We start from the raw sequence: 20,304 nt of genomic DNA on the forward strand, positions 1-20,304 counted from the left end.
GTAGCGTTTAAGGCGCAATACGCCTAGGTTTATCGCAGAACGAAAAAAGCCTCGCAAATGCGAGGCTTAAGTGATGATCATTAGGCATTATTATGTTTTTGTCGCTGCCTACATCAATGTAAATTGGTCCGTGTGTTTATGAGCGACCGCTGGTGAAGTCTGGATATGCTTCCAAACCACATTCACTCATGTCTACACCGTCAAACTCTTCTTCTTCAGTAACACGGATGCCCATGGTTGCTTTAAGCGCTAACCACACTACTAGGCTGGCTACGAATACCCAAACAAAGATAGTTGCCGCGCCAATAAGCTGACCGGAGAAGCTCGAACCGTCGTTAGTAATTGGAACAAGTAGAAGTCCAAGTAAACCAACAACACCGTGAACTGAGATAGCACCTACTGGATCATCAATCTTAAGCTTATCAAGACCAACAATGCTGAGTACTACTAAGATACCACCGAGACCACCGAATAAGGTTGCTTCTAATGGGCTAGGCGTAGAAGGCTCTGCGGTAATAGCAACCAAACCTGCTAACGCACCGTTTAGTGCCATTGTTAAGTCAGCTTTACCGAATAAGATACGCGCTACGATAAGCGCAGCAATAGTACCACCGGCTGCGGCTGCGTTAGTGTTCATAAATACGATGGCAACAGAGTTTGCGCTTTCAACCGTTGCAGTAGCAAGTACTGAACCGCCGTTAAAGCCAAACCATCCCATCCACAAAATAAATGTACCTAGGGTTGCTAGAGGCAGGTTAGCACCTGGAATAGCATTAACTTTACCATCTGCGGTGTATTTACCTTTACGAGCACCAAGAATTAACACACCCGCCAATGCAGCTGCTGCACCCGCCATGTGAACAATACCCGATCCTGCAAAATCTGAGAATCCTAAATCGCCAAGCGTGTATAGACCGAATACAGCTTCACCGCCCCATGTCCATGCACCTTCCATTGGATAGATGAAACCAGTCATTACCACAGTGAATGCTAAGAAAGCCCATAGCTTCATACGCTCAGCAACGGCACCAGACACGATAGACATCGCAGTGGCAACGAAGACCACTTGGAAAAAGAAGTCTGCAGAAGGTGCATATGTTGCTGGGTCTTCTGAAACACCTGTTGCGCCGTCGCTTAAGATGCCGCTAAGGAAAGGACCCCAATCGCCACCGCCGTACATGATTCCGTAGCCGCAAACCATATACATGGTGCAGGCTATGGCGAATAACGAGATGTTTTTAGTCAGAATTTCAGTGGTGTTTTTGGCTCTAACTAAGCCAGCTTCAAGCATTGCAAAACCTGCAGCCATCCACATAACTAGCGCGCCGCAAATTAAGAAGTAAAAGGTATCTAGCGCATACCCAAGTTCAAAAGTGATTTCCATTATGGTTTTCTCCGCAAAAATATCGTTGTGGCTTACAGCGCGTCGGTATCCGACTCACCAGTTCGAATACGAACGGCATGTTCTAGGTCATACACAAAGACCTTACCGTCACCAATTTTGCCTGTTTTAGCAGCACCAACGATGGCCTCGACCAAACGCTCGACCTGATCGTCCTGTACGGCAATTTCTAATTTTACTTTCGGTAAAAAATCTACCTGGTATTCCGCGCCGCGATAGAGTTCAGTGTGACCTTTTTGACGTCCAAAGCCTTTTACTTCGGTAACGGTTAAACCGTCAATCCCGATTTCTGAAATGGCTTCACGAACATCATCTAGCTTGAACGGCTTGATGATAGCAGTGACTAATTTCATGTGATGCTCCCAGTTTATTGTGATTATTCTGCAAAAATGCATACTTGACGATTACTATACCAAGAGCCATGCCATAAATAATTATGCATTAAAATCAGATAGATAATCAAAATCAGAGGAGGATAAATCAAAAACAACGCACCAATAAGGTGCAGCGCGGAAAGAATGCCCAACAATGACGCGCGCAAGGTCAATTCACCAAAAATTAAGACGAGTAGGAGCGTGTATTGGCCTTTTTATATCCTGTTATCAGCGCTTGGGGGCTTTTCAGGTAAAGCGAATTGTTTAATGTTGATGCACGAAATCGAGTCTGTTTATCGCAAGGGAAAAAGAGCATAACGTCGCAGCGTACAAAAGCTGGATAAAACGGAACTATCATTAGGTTACTGGGTCTGTTAGTTCTAATGAGCACAAATACAGCGGTGTTTTTCGCGCCCGAGCGCCCCTTACAAGACCATGCTCGCAAACAGCGTTATGCATGGCGTACCGCATCGACGTCATTGCTTATTCATGCTGGGGCAATCATCACAGTTGTTGTAGTAGGCCAGTATGGTATTGAAAAAAAGAAAGCAGCGATTGCCAGCCTTTCCCCTGCACCCACAATACAGGCCGTGCTGTTTCAGCCACCCGCCCAAAAAACTATTGAGCCCAGCCTTTTTTTAAACAAAGAAGCCGTCGACAAGGAAGTGGTAGACAGGGAAGTGGTAGACAAGCAAACGTCAGAGGTAGTCAATGAAGATGCAAGCGAGGAGGAGTCAGCAGACAGCGAAATACAGGCACCTAAAACGGCTGACACTCTGGACAAGCCAAACGCTGAGCCCGAGCAGTCTACAGAAACCAAGCCCCTGCCAGATGCTCACTCATCACAGCTAGAAGAGGCACTTTCAAAAGAAGCACCTCTAGAAGAATCACCTTCCCAAGTATCGAAGCCGAACATTAACCGTGAAGCCGGTCGTTTAAATGTGTCTAGCGCACAGGCAGCGGCAGACTATTTAGACAGCTATAATGAAGCCCGTATTGGTGAAGAATCAGCTAATGCTGCCTCTTCATATGCAGCAAAAAAAAGAAGCCCAAACATTATCGACCCCAGAAAAGGCGAAGATAGAGATGAGAAGCTATACAATCAGCGTCCAGTAAAAATCGTGAACTGTACGGGCACTACAAATAAAATACTTACGACCTTAAGTGGCTGGGCTGGCGGTACCATGAAGTGTTCTAAAAGAAATGAATACCAGCGGTTTATCGATGCCCGGATTAACAAAACACCTGAAAACGATGAGCAAACTAACTAGCGTCTTTTGCAGTAATTCAACTGACACTATTTAGCCTGTGACTCACACAGCCATTACTCACATAGCCATAATTCACACAGCAAAAGCCAAAACCCGCGCTACATGCATCTTTGCCCAACCTTTCTTGATTATACTTGGATTGGCTCAACACGCAGCATTGTCTAAAGAGTATTGGTAAACACGGTGCTGGTGTAATGTTGTGTTGCCAAACATTAGCATTACGGCGTATTCTGCCTACCCAATAATCGATAGCTTGTTGATCTTTGCTTTACATTTGCCCAAAACTCGTACAACAAAGATCAACACGCCCTAGTAGCCTAATAATTTAAACACTCTCTCATTAATAAGGAATAATCTGTGGCTGGAGCTAATCTACTTGCCTTACTCGACGATATTGCCACCTTGATGGACGACATTGCCACCATGTCAAAAGTAGCGGCCCAAAAAACCGCTGGCGTTTTGGGTGACGACTTGGCGGTAAACGCAGACCAAGTGCAAGGCATCAAGGCAGACAGAGAATTGCCTGTTGTATGGGCGGTAGCAAAAGGGTCGTTGCTGAATAAGGCCATATTAGTGCCTGCGGCTCTCGCCATTAGCGCCTTTGTCCCTTCGCTGATTACCGTACTGTTAGTATTAGGTGGGCTGTACTTATGCTTTGAGGGTGCTGAAAAACTACTGCATAAATATCTCCCTCACGATGACCAACTTCAAGAGCGGGAAGCGCGAATAGAAGCCATTGCTCATGAAGATGTTGATATGGTGGCCTTCGAGCAAAAAAAGATAAAGGGCGCAATACGCACCGACTTTATCCTGTCAGCTGAAATTATTGTGATTGCCTTAGGCACCGTTAGCGACGCAGCATTAATAACCCAAGTGGGCGTTTTAATTGCATTGAGCTTAGCCATAACGGTTGGTGTGTATGGACTGGTAGCAGGCTTGGTAAAAATGGACGATGTGGGTCTTTATATGCTGCGCAAATCGCTCACTGGCACTATGAACACCATGCAGCGCTTAATTGGACGAACTCTTCTTGTAGCAGCTCCGGCTATTATGAAAACCCTTGCGGTGGTAGGCACCATAGCCATGTTCCTCGTGGGCGGCGGTATCCTCACTCACAGTATTGGTTTTTTGCATCACGTAACCGTGTGGGCAACAGAGCTAGTGCCCAGTGCTGACTTTGCTATGTCTATTTTAGCCGATGGGGCAGTTGGCGTGGTGTCGGGAGCTATTATTGCTTTTGCGGTAGCAGCCATTTCTAAGCTTAAAGCTTCATCGTAGCTTTTACTGCAACCAAATTTATAATCGTGCTGATCGTTAGCCTTCCAACCAGGGAGGCCTAACCTGCTCTTTTACCTCATTGTGGTATTCCGACCGTACCTTATTGCTAACCTTACTTCTTACCTTATTTTCTACCTTATTTTAATAGAGTTAATCCAATAGATTAAATCCAAAAGGCAGATTTAATAGGCCCTTTTTAGTAGATCATAATTAATGAGTCACAATTAATAGCTCGTATTTCATTGAGTAGATTCAATTGGCCAAATAAAGATTGGCGAATTTCACCAAGTCATTTTCAAAAACGCTACTTTTTAGTCTCCCACTATTCATCTCTCGTTTATCCCCTTTTACGCCAAACAAGACTAAATCAATAAAATCATATAGTTAAACTAGAAAATAAAAGTGGCACAACACTCGCAATACATTAATGGTAATGAGAAAAAAACGTGTTCTACGTTAAGAATCACGAGTTTTAACAATATCGAAAGCTGCCACGCAGTATGTATCAGTGCAGTGTTCAACTTTTATTAATAGGAAAATATTATGTTTACGCGTCGCAATCTTATCACTGCATTACTACTGACTTCTGGTACTTTCAGCGCATCATTAATGGCTAACGACAATGTGTCTGCACTGCAGTCACATACCGATTATTTAGTGGCAAGCGCCATGAACGAAGTGAGACAAGAAACTTCAACACGTATTACGTTTGACGTTATGACGGCAAGCCACACCTTCGAGCCTGACGCAGACGAGTCAATGACATTGATTGCGGATATACAAGTTGTGGATATATCGAGTATGCCAATGTCGCCGCTAGCTTCAGAGGATTCACCTGAAGCTTCTGACGACAACGATGCGTAAGGAGATAGTCATGATTGCTGCCAGTACCTTACTGATGTTAGTACTTGGTCCTTTCATTGCTTTCGCAGTTAGCGCTATCGCTTTTTCGACCGCGCGCCTGTTTTTTCAAAAAGGACATTAACCATTTTTGTTCCCCAAGCCTCCCTGGGCTTTTAGCTCCGGTAGAAGATAGACATTACGCAACAGGTATTGGCCCTCCTTAGGGAATAAAGAACCCTAGTGTAAATATTTGCTTTCTATCTTCTTACTGGAGCTTTTTTTATCCAAATATACGTTCCCACCAGCTTTTCTTTTTACCGTCTTTGGCATCGTCTACCGGACGCCCGCTACAGTCTTGTTCTGGTGGAGGAAGCACATCTAGTATGGCCGGAACGCTCAAACTACCAGCACAACCTGCAACAACTACTGCCCCTGTTTTTGCATCAAAGTGGGCAATGCCTAAGCCTCTTGGAAATCTTCTGGAAAGTGATTTGGGCGCTTGTGACTTCATGTAGTTAACAAACACTGGCAGTGCACCGCCAGCGCCGGTTAAATTAACCGATTTATTGTCATCATTACCCACCCAAACTGTCACCACATGATTTCTATCGAAACCGCTAAACCAACTGTCGCGATAGTCGTCCGTTGTACCTGTTTTACCCGCCATATTAACGCTGCCAAAGGTGGCCCCAACTCGCTTTGCCGTACCTTCTGTAGTGACTTTATAAAGCGCGTAATTTAATAGGTAAGTGGCTGCCTCATCTACTCGTTGAGAGTAAAACTCCGCTTTTTTCCACAGCAGCGCGTTTTCCGATGTGACTACCGAAGTCACCGTGTGCAGTGGAATATAGCGTCCATCATTAGACAGGGTTTGATACATTTGGTTGGTAGCAAATGGGGTTAACTCAAACGCCCCAAGTGTCATTGAAGGCACTTTTTCTAACGGTGTACTTACCCCAAGGCGCTCTATGGTATCGGCCAGTGTATTTAAGCCCACCTGCATTCCTAAGTTTACGGTGGGAATGTTGAGTGACTCTGTCAGTCCCTGCAATAATGGCACTTGCCCCCTAAATTCTTTGTCGTAGTTTTTGGGCGACCACGGCTTACCGTTTTTACTTTCAAGGGTAATGGGCTTATCTTCTAGCGGCGTTGCCAAATTAAACTGAGTGGGGTCTTCAAGGGCAGTAAGATATACCGCAGGTTTCACTAACGACCCTATGGGACGCTTGGCGTCTAACGCTCGATTGAAACCTTTATACGCTACGTTTCTATCACCGATGATCGCTCTTACTTCGCCTGTTGCGCTATCGGTGACCACCATTGCGCCCTGCAGTGCAGCCTTTCTGTCTTTTTGAAGTCCATCTAAGGTATTGGAGAGAGCCCGCTCCGCACGACGCTGTGCAACAATATCAAGGGTAGTAAATACTTTAACCCCTGAATCTCTTAAGCTGGGCTCTGCTAATATGTCGTTTAGCTCTCTACGCACTTGCTCCATAAACGCAGGGTGCTTTCCACTGGCTAAACTCGCGCCGCTCGCTAAGCCAAGAGGCCTATTCACGTAACGTTCGTACTCGTCTCGATTAATCTCATTTTCGTCAAACAACATGCGCAAAACCAAGTCTCTTCGCTCTTTAGTGCGCACTGCATATTTTCGAGGATTGTAATAAGACGGTCCTTTGATGATAGCCACTAAGGTCGCAATTTCAGGAACGCTTAATTCATTGGCAGGCCTGTCAAAGTAGAAGTAGCTTGCCAAGCCGAAACCGTGCACAGCCATGTTGCCGTTTTGGCCTAAAAAGACCTCGTTTAAATAGGCTTCAATTATCTCAGATTTGCTATATCGAGCGTCGATGATCACTGCCATTATCGCTTCTTTCGCTTTTCTAACTAGCGACCGCTCTCGGGTTAAAAACATGTTCTTAACCAGCTGTTGCGTTAGCGTGCTGCCGCCTTGTACGGTTCTGCCGGCAGCGATATTCGCCACCAAGGCACGCACGATTGAAAGCGGGGCTACGCCGTGGTGATTATAAAAGTTACGGTCTTCTACCAACGTCAAGGCTTTGGGCAATAATTCGGGAATAGTATCGAGTGACACCAACATACGATCTTCACTAGAACCACTTGTCATGCGAGTTACCAGCCATGGCTCAAGCCTGATTGTGCCAAACGGTCGCTCTTCCGTTTTATCGTAAATTTCAGACACTCTCGCGCCTTCCCAAGTGACAATCAGGTGTCTTAAAGGCTCTGCTCCCTCTGGGAATTGAAACGCTCGGCGCTGAACAGTTAGCACTCTATTTTGATAGCTGTACTCACCACTATTGTTGGCAAATGCCACTTTTCGATAGCCCAGAAGGTTCAATTCATCAATGACCTCTGAGGGTGTTATTTCTTCACCCTTACTTAGGCTTAGCGGGCGCGCAAAGATTTGTGCCGGCACTTCCCACTTGTTGCCTGAAAAGCCCTTTTTGATTTGTGCATCGAGATAGAATGCGTATGCACCAAGTACCACAAGCGCAACTAATGAAAGTCGCCAGAATGCACCGAATACCCAACTCCCTTTGGTTTTCTGCTTTGTGTTTGAATTGCTTTTTCTTGCTGTCTTTTTTGCTGTTGAGCTGTTACTTGATTGTCTTTTTGCCACGAGGAAGCGCCATAAAAAGGTAAGCGCGTACCGCTTACCGTCCCTTAAATTTATGCAGTGAACATTACCACTGCGCCCTTGATGCAACAACAGCTAACCACCATCTAACCAACATCTAAATAACAGCAGCTGCACGAAACCCTGACCTACAATGGAATTTAGCTCGCACTTTGCAGTCACAATGCGATAGCATGCAAGCAAGTAACAAAGGAAATTTACTATGCGTTCAGCTTTTTCATCATCAATTTTTCGCCCGACAATGCCGTTTATAAACCGTCGCTCTGCATTCTCAGTAACACGGATAATTTCATCTATCTCGTTGGCCGTGTTGTTCACAAGTGTTTCTATTTCATCTGCCAGTGCGAACGAAAACTTCGCGTCTTGCACAGCGGCGCTTGAAAAGGAGGCGATTCAACAAGGCGTTAGCCAACAAACCATCGATGCCATTTTTCCTTCATTGGTACATCAAGACAACGTGATTAAGTACGACAGAAGTCAGCCCGAGTTCGTGCAGACCTTTCCGGGTTACTTCAGTAAACGAGTCACCGAGTGGCGTACAAATAAAGGCAAAGAAATGTACGCGAAGCACAAAACCTTACTGCACAAATTAAGTGACGAGTATGGCGTGCCGCCACATTACCTGCTGGCATTCTGGGGGTTAGAGACAAACTTTGGCAACTACAAAGGCAAGATGCCGGTACTCGATTCACTGGCCACATTAGCCTGCGATAAGCGCCGCAGCACGTATTTCACAAAAGAGTTTTTAGTCGCGGTTAAGCTGTTTGAGAGAGAAAAGCTAGAACGGGAAGAAATGGTAGGGTCTTGGGCAGGCGCCATGGGGCACACCCAGTTTATGCCCTCGGCATATACCCATTACGCTATAGATGGTGATGGCGACGGTCAAATTAACCTATGGGCCAGTGAAGAAGATGCACTGTCTTCTGCTGCTAACTTTCTTGCAAGCTTAGGATGGGACGCTGGTTTTCGATGGGGACGGGAAATTACGCTACCTGAGAACTTTGACTATCGACTTTCTGGCTACAAAAACCGCCAGTCTCTTAGCGAATGGAACGCACTTGGGGTAATGCGAGCAGACGGCAGCGAACTGGGCAATGCAGATACCTCTGCCTATGTCATAGTACCTGCCGGTCACGAAGGGCCTGCATTTATCGCCTATAAAAACTTTAGAGTGATCATGCGTTGGAACAATTCTGAGTTTTACGCCATCGCTGTCGGTGTTTTAGCTGATAAGATCACCGGAGCCTCAGGCATAAAAGCCACATTGCCAGACCTTCCTGCTTACAGCCGAAAGGACATCATTGCGCTTCAAAGCAAGCTCAATACGCTAGGCTTCGATGTGGGTAAGCCCGACGGAATTATAGGGCCCGCCACCCGCGAAGGTATTCGCAATTATCAAATAGCGAATAGTATGATTGCTGATGGATTTCCAGGGCTAGACGTAATGAGCGCTCTTGATGTTACGCTAGATAAACACTCTTGATACTAGTCCGCATAGATAACAAATTAGACAGCCATCGGTACTATTTTGAGATAACCCGTATTTTGAAATAACCAGTATTTCGGGTTAACCCGTATTTTGAATGTACCATGGCTGCTCAATTCTATTTATGATGCGTGTCATCTCAGCCTCACCTCAACACGATAGGCTCGATTGTCAGTAATTACTGAGGCGCAGCTAAGTTAATGTCTTCAGGCGGGTTTTCTTTAAGCGCATTAAGCGCTGGGTACCATTGGGCAAACTCGTCCATATTTAGTACATCCGTCAGCGCCTCATCAAAATCTTCGCACGCCAAGCGGCGGGCGAGATAAAACACTTGAGATGCTATAAGTCCTTCTGCTTCTTTTGACTCTTCTGAATCGTCTGGCTCTTGCGACTGCTCTACCCCCTTACGAGGGCGCAAAGTACTCGCCGCCTCACATGACGCCGAAAGAATATCTTCCACCAATCGCTCCTCTATGCCCCATACGGTAAGAAGGTAGTAGGTGATAAGTGCACTAATGGGCTTCGTTGATGACTGCAGCCCAACGTCATTTGCCGTTTCAGGCGCATCCACCAAATACAGTTCGCCAATAGAAGCAAGCAAACTCAACGAAAATGAATACTCTGCCTGCTCTCGCGAAAAGCCTCGCAACTGCATCAGGCGAGTTGCAATATAGGCAGACGAAAGTGCGCGCACCACCACATCTCGGTGCATTTTGCTGTCAATGCTATAGGTTTGACTCAAGCTAGAGGCAATCGCTATAGATGCAATAGTATTCAGACCCAGTCGCTTCACTGCCTTGTCTACAGAGGAGACTTGCCCGCGAAAACCAAGAAAAGGAGAGTTTGCGGCTTGAAGTACATTTGCCACCAGCGTTGGATCTTTTCCTACTACCCTGGCCACTTCATCAAGTTCGGCGTCCTCACACTTAAGAAGCTTGTCTAGCTTTTGATAGGTTTCATTAAGTACGGGCAACCCTTTTAACCTTCCAAGGGACTGCCTTACTGAATGTGTTAAGGGAAGTGCTTTTATGCGCATCACTCGATTGAGTACGTCGCTAATATCGCCGTGCTCAAAGGGCTTCGAAATGAAAATATGCACGTTTGAGGCGACTATCTCCTTCATATCAATCCGTGTATCACCGGTAATTAATAATCGAATCGCCTCTGGGTTGTGAGTTCTGCACTCAAGCAAAACGTCGTCACCTCGTGTTCCTGGCATAAGTCTGTCGCACATGACGAGGTCTGGTTTTATTTCACCCTGCTGTAGTTTATCAAGGGCTTCATTTGGGGAATCAAAGAGGTGGACTGACCATGAGGGCGCTAATCGCCTCAGCGCTCTTTTCAACGATTTAAGGATCAGCTCTTCATCATCAACAATGACAACCTGATTACTCGGCATCCTATCTCCTCAGAATAAATAAGGCTGTTGTGCCAGCACTTTCAACAGGGGCTCTTCTGCGAGCGGCTTACTATAATGATAGCCCTGCAATTCTTCACACCCCATATCCCGTAAACACAACGCGTGCTGAGATACTTCTATACCTTCGGCAACCACTTTCATGCCAATTGACTGGGCCATTGATACTAAATTTTTCACCACGTTGTAGCACTTTTCTTCGCTATCAACACCGGCAATTAAACTACGATCTATCTTAACTACTTGAGCCGGCAAATTAAGGAGATAGTTGATAGCCGTATGTCCTGTTCCAAAATCGTCAATGGCAACATCAATACCTAACTCTTTTAATCGCCTAAGCTGCTTACAGCACCCGTCGAAGTCTTCAATAGCAGCCGACTCTGTTATTTCCACACACAAATTTTCAGGAACTAGGTTTCCCTCGGCTATCAAAGCCTTTACAACGTCGACAAACTTGTCATCGTGTAACTGCTTTGGCGATACATTAAAAGCAAGCTTAAAACCGTCTAGCAAGGTAAATGCTTGCCATCGCATTTGAAAACGTGCCGTTTCTCTTAATACCCACTCACCGATCCCTTGAATAAACTCTCCCTCTTCGGCGACTGGAATAAAAATCGCTGGCGATACAGAGCCGTAATCCTCACTCGTCCATCGCAGTAAACTTTCTAACCCGACAATTCTTCCCGTTTTTGCGCATACTTTCGGCTGGTAAACTAAACTAAATTCATCTTCAAAAATGGCAGACTTTAGTCGTTCTAGTAGCTCGTTTTTTTGACTGGAGTGAGCCTGTGAACCGTTAGCAGTAGACGAGGTTATTACAGAAAAATCCCCTGACTCATTGGGGGGCTGCTTTTGCAGTTGATTGTTCATCATCACACTAAGAAGGTGATTTTTATGCCGCTTTTCAACACCAATACTCACTTCATCGAGCAGACGTTTATTGTCCCACGGCTTGCGCAAGAAGCGCTCTGCCACATCATCATTCATGCACTCTATAACGTCATCAATGTCGGCATCACCGCTTAGTATAAAATGACAGGCAAAAGGTTGATGGGGGCGAGACTTACGTAAAAAAGCGACACCGTTCATCTCTGGCATACGGTAGTCAGCAATAATGACATCGAAAGATTGAGTCTTAACCATAGCTAAGGCATCTTTCGGGCAAGAGGACGTAACGACCTGGTAACCCGCATACGTTAGTACGCGACTTAATGCGCGAAGCACGCTGGTTTCATCGTCTACGAGCAAAATCTTTGAATGCAGCTCAGGCTTCATTGTCTACTCATCGCCTTACTGTTGCCCCTTAACAATGCTAACTAACTAAAAAAGTGTTATTCACACAGCGTGGATAGCACTTAGGCTATTCACATTGACTCAACACGCTTTCCATACGCGTTACGTATAAAATGCCATGCATCGCAAAAAACACGCTATATTTATTCCATTGCTTATCTTATCACCTAAAAAAGCAAGCACGCCATAAATTAATATAGTACATTTATGACACTTGCGACACAAAACGAAAGAATATGCTCTGAAAAGTTATTTCAAGGAATGAATATTCAAGTAACAACGTGAAAACGAACAGATAATAATCAGATTAAAGGTTCACACTGAGTACTTAGGGTGAATGCTAACCTGAAAAGGTATGCAATAACATACAACTTTCGTCGGTGACAGTTTCGTCGGTGAAAGCATTGTGCAAAGAACAACACGACCTCTCTATAAATGCTTTTTAGTTTTCGTTGTCGGCTTTGATACAGCGGGGTTGTCTGGCCAAAAATGTTTAGGGTAGCGTCCCTTCATCTCTTTTTGAATTTCCTTATAACTTCCCTCCCAAAATGTACCGAGATCACTGGTGGTTTGAAGCGGCCGTCCGGCAGGAGAAAGTAATTCACACACCACTGTTATGCGGCCATTGCCAATAACAATAGGAGCAGACTGAGAATACATTTCCGTTAACTTAACGGACAGCACTACATCGCCGCTCTCTCGATAGTCTAAAGCAGCTTCTCGCCCGGTGGGAATGCGCACCGTCATAGGCAAGAGCGTTGAAAGCGCATCTTGCTGGGGCCAGGTTAGTCCATTGTTGAGCGCCGTTTTCCAAGGCAGTTTATGCAACATTTTTAACGATGAACATCGCGCTAAATGACCGGTAAGCCCCTCTTTGGCTTGGTGCACAACATCATTTAACGATTTAGGCCATGGTGCGTCTTCACCAAAGGACTGGGGCTGAGGTAACTCGTACTGTGCAGCTAATTTAACTCGACGCCACCACTGCCAGTCAGCTTCAGACAATGGCCATTCTTTAAGCACAAGGGATTCAAGATAGCCTAACCATGCATCAACAGTAGCCTGCTCCCAATATGCACTATCTTTTGAGCGCGTACCTTTAGAGACCGGCGTAGTGTCTAAATCAATATCATAAAACCCGGTTATGGTTCGCGCTTCCATGAGACCGCTGACACGATTAAGTCTGATGCGCTGCTGCTGATTGAACGCATGTGGAAATATGCCTCGTAGCAGCGACTCTGAAATAGGCTGAGCCTGACGAATTTTTACTGTATTTCCAATATGCTGCCCATGTAGCACAGCCAACCACTGAGGCGCGGCTTTTGATGACAAACCGCTAACTTGCGCCCCCTTTCCACTTGCTAGCTTATAGTCTTGAATAATATGGCCAGACCCATCAGCTTTTCTTGTACTTTGGTGCGATGCAGATTTCGCTTCTCGTAAAAATGCCACCTGCAGTGGATAAGCAATCGCTATACATAAACCAATAGCGTCATCATCTAGTGCCGAGATGGATAAACTATTGCTTTCTATGCCAGCAAAACGCGCGTAACGCGTTGCCTGCGATGTTATTTGTGTTCGTTCTGCTGCACTCAATGTCCGAAGCAGTTCGCTCACCAGCGGCGTATTTTGCCCGCTAACTCCGCTCTCACTTAATGCCACCACAAAAGGTGTGGCTGCCTGCATTGCTTCTTTTGAGACACCTTTTAGTGAGCCTGCTGATGAATTTTTAAACAACCCCTGCATGGATTTATCAAGAGACGGATTTGTGTTCTGACAAACCAAAAGGAGATTGGCAAGGTGTGGCTGGCAAGGCAATTCTGCGACCTTTTTTCCGTAAGCTGTAATCGACAGACTCTCGTCAATACAGTGAATGCGCTGCAGTTTTTTCTGAGCAATAGCTTCTTGAGTGGCAGTTGGCGGGGTAAGCAACGCTAACTCATTCGGCTTACTTCCCCATGCGTAGGTGTCGAGCAAAAAACTACTAATATCCTCTCTTTCAATTTGCGCAGCACTGTGATGCGAAAGGCGCTCAAAACTTTCTCGGCTACACAGGCGATAACACACTCCCTCACTGACTCTCCCCGCTCGTCCTGCTCTCTGTGTGGCTGAGGCTTGGGAAATTCTCTGCATTGTAATTTGTGTCATATCACTTGCAGGGTGGTACTGTGCACGATTTTCCCAAAGGCTATCTACAACCACTTTAACCCCTTCAATGGTTAAACTGGTTTCAGCAATATTGGTCGCCAAAATAACTTTTTTTCGGCCCTCACTATCTGCCACTAACGCTTGCTGCTGCGCACTTTTACCCAACGCGCCATATAATGGGTATATCGCTATATCTTGACTTTGACTGAACGAATTAAGCTCTCGCTCAACGGCATTTATCGTTGCGCGACTTGGCAAAAATACCAGTACATCACCGTCGTGACGTGCAACGGCATTTTTAACCACCTGCGTGGTATTCACCACGATGTCTTTTGCAAAGGTGTCTTTGTAATAGAAAACCTCAACGGGGTAGGCCCGCCCCTGAGTATTAAGGTGACTGAGAGGCAGTGCACTGTGCTTCTCAAGTAAGCGACTAAGGGGCTCTAAGGCAAGAGTGGCCGACATGACAAGAATGCGTAAGTCATCGCGAAGCCCCGCTTGCACTTCTAGCGCCAGTGCCAAGCCGAAGTCGCTGTGAATACTGCGCTCGTGAAACTCATCGAAGACAATTGCGCTGACGCCTGTTAACTCAGGATCGTTTTGAATTATTCGTGTCAGTATGCCTTCAGTAATTAATTCAATACGAGTTTGCGTACTAACCTTGCTTTCACCCCGTATTCTATAGCCTATGGTTTGCCCCACCGACTCACCAAGTTGCTTGGCTAAATAGTCTGCTAAATTCCTTACCACCACTCTTCTTGGCTGCATCAATAATATTTTGCCATCAAGAGCTGCATTTAACAGTGACAGAGGCAGTACCGTGGATTTACCTGCACCAGGGGGCGCACCAATCACGACATTATTGGTAGCAATCTCTTTGGCTAGCCCGTCGACTAGAGAAAATGCGGGTAAATGGGATAAGTTATCTAACATAAGGACGTTCAATCATGGTAATGACCTAAGGTAATATACTAGGGTAATGATCTAGGGTGAATGACCTAGGGTGATAAATGAGAGCAATTCGTTGAGCGCATATTACAGCATTCATCACTATCTGCTAGCGTCGTATACTGTCTCTAATACTGATCTGGATTTATCCTAATTGCATAGCGACTAGGGCATGTTGAATATAAAAGCTCAAAGGATAAAGAATGCGTTGTTTTATAGGTTTAGATTTAAGTGCGTCAGAAAAGCTCGCTTTAGATAGCTGGCGGCAGCAGGCGATGCCCGAAGTATTGCCCCGGCACATGACAAAAAGCATGGTAAGAAGCAACGACGCAGGCTCTGATACCGATATACGCAATAAAAATAAAGGCAAGACACGGAGTAAAAAAACAAAAAACGCCAGGAACAATAGCATTAACAATAATGAGCCGGGGGTACCTTACGCTGTTCCCGCAGCCAATTATCATATGACACTTTGCTTTTTGGGCGATATCGATCATCGCCAACATGAAGCCCTTATGGCTGAGTTAGATGCGCTTACCGCTGAACCGCTTACGCTTACACTCGATGAGACGGGTATATGGAACGGCCCTAAAATATTATTTAGCGCCCCAAGTTCGCCTCCCAATGAGCTTATGAACTTAGCAAAGCTGACACGAAAGAGTGCAAGAAACGCCGGTATTGAAGTAGAGGGAAAAGAGTATAAGCCGCACATCACGATGGTGAGAAAAGCAACATCTACATTGCCTCTGCCACTTTTTGCTCCAAGTATTGATGTGCAGGCCAGCGCGTTTCATTTGTTCGAGTCTGTATCTACGCCTCAAGGTGTGGCCTACCCCATACGTGACTCTTGGTCACTCGAGCACAATATTTCAATTAGAGAAAAACTGAGAAGGGGCATCACAGATTGACGCCATAAAGCTAGCTTGGCGATGTCTGCACATCGTGTAGTGTAAAGAGACAGCGCTAAGCCCTTTACATCCCTACCATTGACAGGTAAAAAGGTGTGACGTTTTTCGAACCTGCCTATATTCATGCAACAAACTTATAAATTAGTTATTGATTGCCCAGACCAAGTTGGTCTGGTCGCAAATGTGTCTCAGTTTTTAGCCGACCACAATGCCACTATTGTGGAAGCAAGCCATCATACCGACCTGCAAACCGGTCGCTTTTTTATGCGCCACGAAATAGGCGCGAGCTCTTTAACGCTGAATGCAGAAAGCTTCGTTGAAGAATTTACGCCCTTAGCAAATGAATACCAGATGAATTGGAAGTTTACCGATTCATCGAAAAAGCAGCGAGTAGCGCTACTAGGCAGTTTAGAATCTCACTGTTTAGTTGATTTACTGCACCGCTGGCATACGGGTGAACTGCATTGTGACATTCCGGTTATTATTGGTAATCACCCGCAGATGAAACAATTTGCCGACTGGTACAAAGTTCCTTTTCATTGGGTTGATTTTAAAGCGCTTGGCAAAGAGGCTGCGTTTGCTCAAATATCCACGCTGCTTAACGAATACGCCATCGACTTGACTGTGCTTGCGCGCTTTATGCAAATTCTGCCAGATAGCCTGTGTCAGCAGTTACAAGGCAAGGCGATAAATATTCACCATAGCTTTTTGCCTAGCTTTGCTGGGGCAAAACCCTATCAGCAGGCCTACGATCGCGGCGTAAAGCTGATTGGTGCCACCTGCCACTATGTGACGAAAGACCTTGATGAAGGTCCTATTATTGAGCAAAGCGTGAAACGCATCAGTCACAGCGACAGCGCTAATGACATGGTACGCAAAGGAAAGGACTGCGAAGTAACCGCATTAGCCCACGGGGTTCGATACCACCTTGAAGACAGGGTTATTATTCACCGCAATAAAACGGTGGTTTTTGCTTAAGCCAATGTAGTTCAGAAACATTTGCGTGAAAGGCGTTCGCTTAATCTCTAGCACTGGGAATAAGCACTGCCAATTAGCAGCGCCAATAAACAGCGCCGACAAAGAATCACTCGTAGAAAGGGCTTTTAAATAAGCCCTTTTTTATACCGGGCTTACGCGCATGGCCCGTCTAAGCTTCATGTAATACCACAGGTTCGATACTGCAAAAAGTGCTTCTGTGATTGCGAGTCCCCATGTTTGGGTGACAATGCCGTACAAGGTGAAGTTAATAGACCCCACTATCATACATATTCTCAAACCTGCTTCTTTACAATGTAATTCACCAAACCGGTATGCCATAAACGTAAACACGGGCATGGTTTCAATAAAGGACGTTTTACCCGTTAGATTATTTACGGTAAGCACGAGGCACATCATGCCTATCAATGTTACGTAAGTAGCAATGGGAGACAGTAGTTTTTGCTTAATCAATCGGTAACTGGTGCTCAGTCCAGCCACCGTAATAACTATTGCACCACCCCACGCCTGTTCAAATACCAATAAAGAGCCAATGGCTAGGCATAATCCTAGGTTCAATAGGAGCAACTTACGCTCGGTATTAGACCAGAAGGACCCCAGTGCGAAAGCCACTGGAAAGGCATGCAGTAAAAATTCAAACATCGCACTTCACTTAAAAAAACAGAGGGTAAAAAGGCGCTATAAACGATAGCGATATGGAACGAGCGCAGTGTAATTTTTGAGGTTGAAAATGCAATCAAAATTTAATCAATTTCGATGAATTGCATACGACTTAGACGCGTTGGTTTATACGCCCTCTACTGGCAAGGATAAATCATAACAGTGAAGGTCTGTTAACCTACTATTACGGTAAAGAGCATTTAACTTATATTTACATTGCCTTAGTATGTGACTACGTCAAAATACCTCGCCAATAAAGAGGTATAAAATCATAACAAAAGACAGGAAACCTCATGAGAAACTTTAAGTCGTCACTCACCGCAATGGCTGTTGTCGTTGCGCTAAGTGCATGTTCAGAACAAAAAGTTGCTGAAACTTCGGTTGCGCCAGTGCCTGAAACAGCGGGAATGGATTCATCGAGTAGCGCACAGTTCGACAACGTATTGCTGCAAGAATTTAAAGGTCCGTACGGCGGCGTGCCGGCCTTCGACAAGATGTCACTAGAAGATTTAAAACCAGCTCTTGAAAAAGCGATGGCGTTAAATCTAGAAGAGATAGATGCTATTGCCAATAATGATGCACCGCCAACATTCGACAATGTTATTGTGGAAATGGAACGTGCTGGCGCAGAATTAGGCCGCGTATTTACCTACTACGGCATTTGGAGCGCGAACAAATCAAGCCCAGAATTCCGCGAAATTCAGGCAGAAATGTCTCCTATCTTGTCTTCATTTTTTACCAAAATTACGCAGAACGAAAAACTGTTTGCTCGTGTAAAAGCGGTTTACGAATCTGACGAGCTATCATCGCTTACTGCTGAAGAACAGCGTATTGCGTGGATGACCTACAACAACTTTGCACGTAACGGTGCAACACTAGATAGCGAAAGCAAAAAGCGTTACGCAGAAATTAATAAAGAGCTAGCGACACTGCACACCAAATTCTCTAGCAACGTACTTGCTGATGAAGAAAATTATGTGACTTACATCACAGAAGAGCAGCTAGATGGCCTGCCAGCATCATTTGTGAAAGCAGCAAAAGCCGCTGCCTCGTCTCGAGGCGAAGAAGGTAAGTACGCCATTACTAATAGCCGCTCTTCTATGGATCCTTTCCTTACCTATTCTACAAACCGCGAGCTACGCGAACAGGTATGGCGTACCTATTATAACCGCGGCGATAACGCAGATGATTTCGATAACAATAAAATCATCAAGCGAATATTAACGCTTCGTGACGAACGCGTTGAATTGCTTGGGTATGAAAACTATGCCCAGTGGCGTTTAGAAGATCGCATGGCGAAAAACCCAGAAAATGCGATGGAGCTCATGATGAAAGTGTGGCCCGCTGCTATTGCTCGGGTTGAAGAAGAAGTTGCCGACATGCAGGCAGTTGCAGAAGCTGAAGGCGCAGATATTACGATTAAGCCTTGGGACTACCGTTTTTATGCAGAAAAAGTACGCAAAGATAAGTACGACTTAGATTCAAACGAAGTGAAGCAGTACCTACAGCTTGATAAGCTTCGCGAAGCAATGTTTTACGTTGCCGGTCGTTTATTTAACTTTAACTTCACTCCGGTAGAAGAAGGAAAAGTTCCTGTATTCCACGAAGACGTCAAGGTTTGGGAAGTAACAGATAAAGACAGTGGTGAGCATATCGGTCTTTGGTACCTTGACCCATTCTCTCGCAAAGGTAAGCGTTCAGGTGCGTGGGCAACAACGTATCGCTCGTACACCACGTTTGACGGTAAGAAGACGGTATTATCTTCAAACAACTCAAACTTTGTAAAGGGTGCTGAGGGCGAAGCGACGCTAATCTCTTGGGATGATGCAGAAACATATTTCCACGAGTTTGGTCATGCCCTTCACTTCCTATCTGCTGACGTTAAGTATCCGTCTTCGCACTCTGGTGTTCGCGATTACACCGAGTTCCAATCTCAGCTACTCGAGCGCTGGTTAACTACCGATGAGGTGATTAATCAGTTCTTAGTACACCACGAGACAGGTGAGCCAATTCCAGCGTCTCTTGTTGAGAAGATCAAAAAGGCATCAACGTTCAATGAAGGCTTTAAGACGACAGAGTATATGGCGTCAGCAATCATGGACTTGAAATACCACACCACCAACCCTGAAGATATCGACCCAGATGCGTTTGAGCGTGAAGAGCTAACTAAGCTCGATATGCCTGAAGAGATTGTTATGCGCCACCGTTCTCCGCACTTTGGTCATGTATTCTCAGGTGAAGGTTACGCCGCTGCATACTACGGTTATATGTGGGCAGAAGTACTGACTGCCGATGCAGCCGAAGCCTTTATGGAAGCCCCGGGCGGTTTTTACGATAAGGAAGTTGGCGATCGCTTGGTGAAATACCTATTCTCTGTTCGCAATGCTATGGATCCAGCAGAAGCGTATCGCAAATTCCGTGGACGTGATGCACAAGTAGATGCACTAATGCGCGATAGAGGGTTCCCAATTCCGAAATCAGACGACGAGTAAACACCCTGTTTACATCAGTCACTTTTTAGTAACAAAGCCGCCATATATTGGCGGCTTTTTTCATTGACCCTTCAGTCAGTTATGCCGCACAATCTCAATCGTACTTTTGTTTATCAATACTATTAACTT

The 20,304-nt window shown here is 45.4% G+C and carries 14 protein-coding genes; 7 read left to right on the forward strand and 7 right to left on the reverse strand.

Annotated features, from left to right (window positions below; genetic code table 11):
* Positions 1–136 precede the first annotated feature (136 nt).
* Positions 137–1,384 (reverse strand): ammonium transporter, encoded by a 1,248-nt coding sequence (locus tag GTQ48_RS12750; RefSeq protein ID WP_032095166.1) that lies wholly within the window; start codon positions 1,382–1,384, stop codon positions 137–139.
* A gap of 32 nt (positions 1,385–1,416) precedes the next feature.
* Complete coding sequence (gene glnK / locus GTQ48_RS12755) at positions 1,417–1,755, reverse strand: P-II family nitrogen regulator (RefSeq protein ID WP_032095165.1); 339 nt, start codon at positions 1,753–1,755, stop codon at positions 1,417–1,419.
* 404 nt (positions 1,756–2,159) lie between these two features.
* Between glnK and GTQ48_RS12760 the strand changes: the two genes are divergently transcribed.
* From GTQ48_RS12760 to GTQ48_RS12770, 3 genes are all read left to right on the forward strand, one after another.
* On the forward strand, positions 2,160–3,047 hold the full coding sequence (locus GTQ48_RS12760) for a hypothetical protein (protein ID WP_163107022.1): 888 nt from the start codon (positions 2,160–2,162) through the stop codon (positions 3,045–3,047).
* A 357-nt stretch (positions 3,048–3,404) separates the two neighbouring features.
* Positions 3,405–4,325, forward strand: coding sequence for a DUF808 family protein (locus tag GTQ48_RS12765; RefSeq protein WP_163107023.1), 921 nt, complete (start codon positions 3,405–3,407; stop codon positions 4,323–4,325).
* A 543-nt stretch (positions 4,326–4,868) separates the two neighbouring features.
* Positions 4,869–5,189, forward strand: a complete 321-nt coding sequence (locus tag GTQ48_RS12770) for a hypothetical protein (protein WP_203565217.1) — start codon at positions 4,869–4,871, stop codon at positions 5,187–5,189.
* Between the two features lie 259 nt (positions 5,190–5,448).
* Here GTQ48_RS12770 and mrcB read toward each other — a convergent pair whose 3' ends face one another.
* Positions 5,449–7,809 (reverse strand): penicillin-binding protein 1B, encoded by a 2,361-nt coding sequence (mrcB, locus tag GTQ48_RS12775; RefSeq protein WP_163107024.1) that lies wholly within the window; start codon positions 7,807–7,809, stop codon positions 5,449–5,451.
* 259 nt (positions 7,810–8,068) lie between these two features.
* Here mrcB and GTQ48_RS12780 point away from each other — a divergent pair, with 259 nt between their 5' ends.
* Positions 8,069–9,310, forward strand: a complete 1,242-nt coding sequence (locus GTQ48_RS12780) for a lytic murein transglycosylase (RefSeq protein WP_420837607.1) — start codon at positions 8,069–8,071, stop codon at positions 9,308–9,310.
* A 181-nt stretch (positions 9,311–9,491) separates the two neighbouring features.
* Here the strand turns inward: GTQ48_RS12780 and GTQ48_RS12785 are convergent, their stop codons facing one another.
* From GTQ48_RS12785 to hrpB, 3 genes are all read right to left on the reverse strand, one after another.
* On the reverse strand, positions 9,492–10,712 hold the full coding sequence (locus GTQ48_RS12785; RefSeq protein ID WP_163107026.1) for an HDOD domain-containing protein: 1,221 nt from the start codon (positions 10,710–10,712) through the stop codon (positions 9,492–9,494).
* A 9-nt stretch (positions 10,713–10,721) separates the two neighbouring features.
* Positions 10,722–12,005 carry an EAL domain-containing response regulator gene (locus GTQ48_RS12790; protein WP_163107027.1) on the reverse strand — a complete coding sequence of 428 codons (1,284 nt, stop codon included), beginning with the start codon at positions 12,003–12,005 and terminating at the stop codon, positions 10,722–10,724.
* Positions 12,006–12,452: 447 nt separating this feature from the next.
* On the reverse strand, positions 12,453–15,104 hold the full coding sequence (gene hrpB / locus GTQ48_RS12795) for an ATP-dependent helicase HrpB (RefSeq protein WP_163107028.1): 2,652 nt from the start codon (positions 15,102–15,104) through the stop codon (positions 12,453–12,455).
* 218 nt (positions 15,105–15,322) lie between these two features.
* Here hrpB and thpR point away from each other — a divergent pair, with 218 nt between their 5' ends.
* Positions 15,323–16,027, forward strand: a complete 705-nt coding sequence (thpR, locus tag GTQ48_RS12800; protein WP_163107029.1) for an RNA 2',3'-cyclic phosphodiesterase — start codon at positions 15,323–15,325, stop codon at positions 16,025–16,027.
* 123 nt (positions 16,028–16,150) lie between these two features.
* Entirely contained in the window at positions 16,151–17,005 is an 855-nt protein-coding gene (gene purU, locus GTQ48_RS12805) for a formyltetrahydrofolate deformylase (RefSeq protein WP_032095157.1), read from the forward strand.
* 141 nt (positions 17,006–17,146) lie between these two features.
* On the opposite strand, the gene GTQ48_RS12810 is transcribed toward purU, so the two are convergent.
* Positions 17,147–17,665, reverse strand: a complete 519-nt coding sequence (locus GTQ48_RS12810) for a YgjV family protein (protein WP_163107030.1) — start codon at positions 17,663–17,665, stop codon at positions 17,147–17,149.
* Between the two features lie 311 nt (positions 17,666–17,976).
* Between GTQ48_RS12810 and GTQ48_RS12815 the strand changes: the two genes are divergently transcribed.
* The gene (locus GTQ48_RS12815) at positions 17,977–20,175 is read left to right on the forward strand and encodes a M3 family metallopeptidase (RefSeq protein WP_163107031.1); all 2,199 of its coding nucleotides are present in this window, start codon (positions 17,977–17,979) and stop codon (positions 20,173–20,175) included.
* Positions 20,176–20,304: the final 129 nt, after the last annotated feature.

This window comes from Alteromonas genovensis, from assembly GCF_010500895.1.
Taxonomy (GTDB): Bacteria; Pseudomonadota; Gammaproteobacteria; order Enterobacterales; family Alteromonadaceae; genus Alteromonas; species Alteromonas genovensis.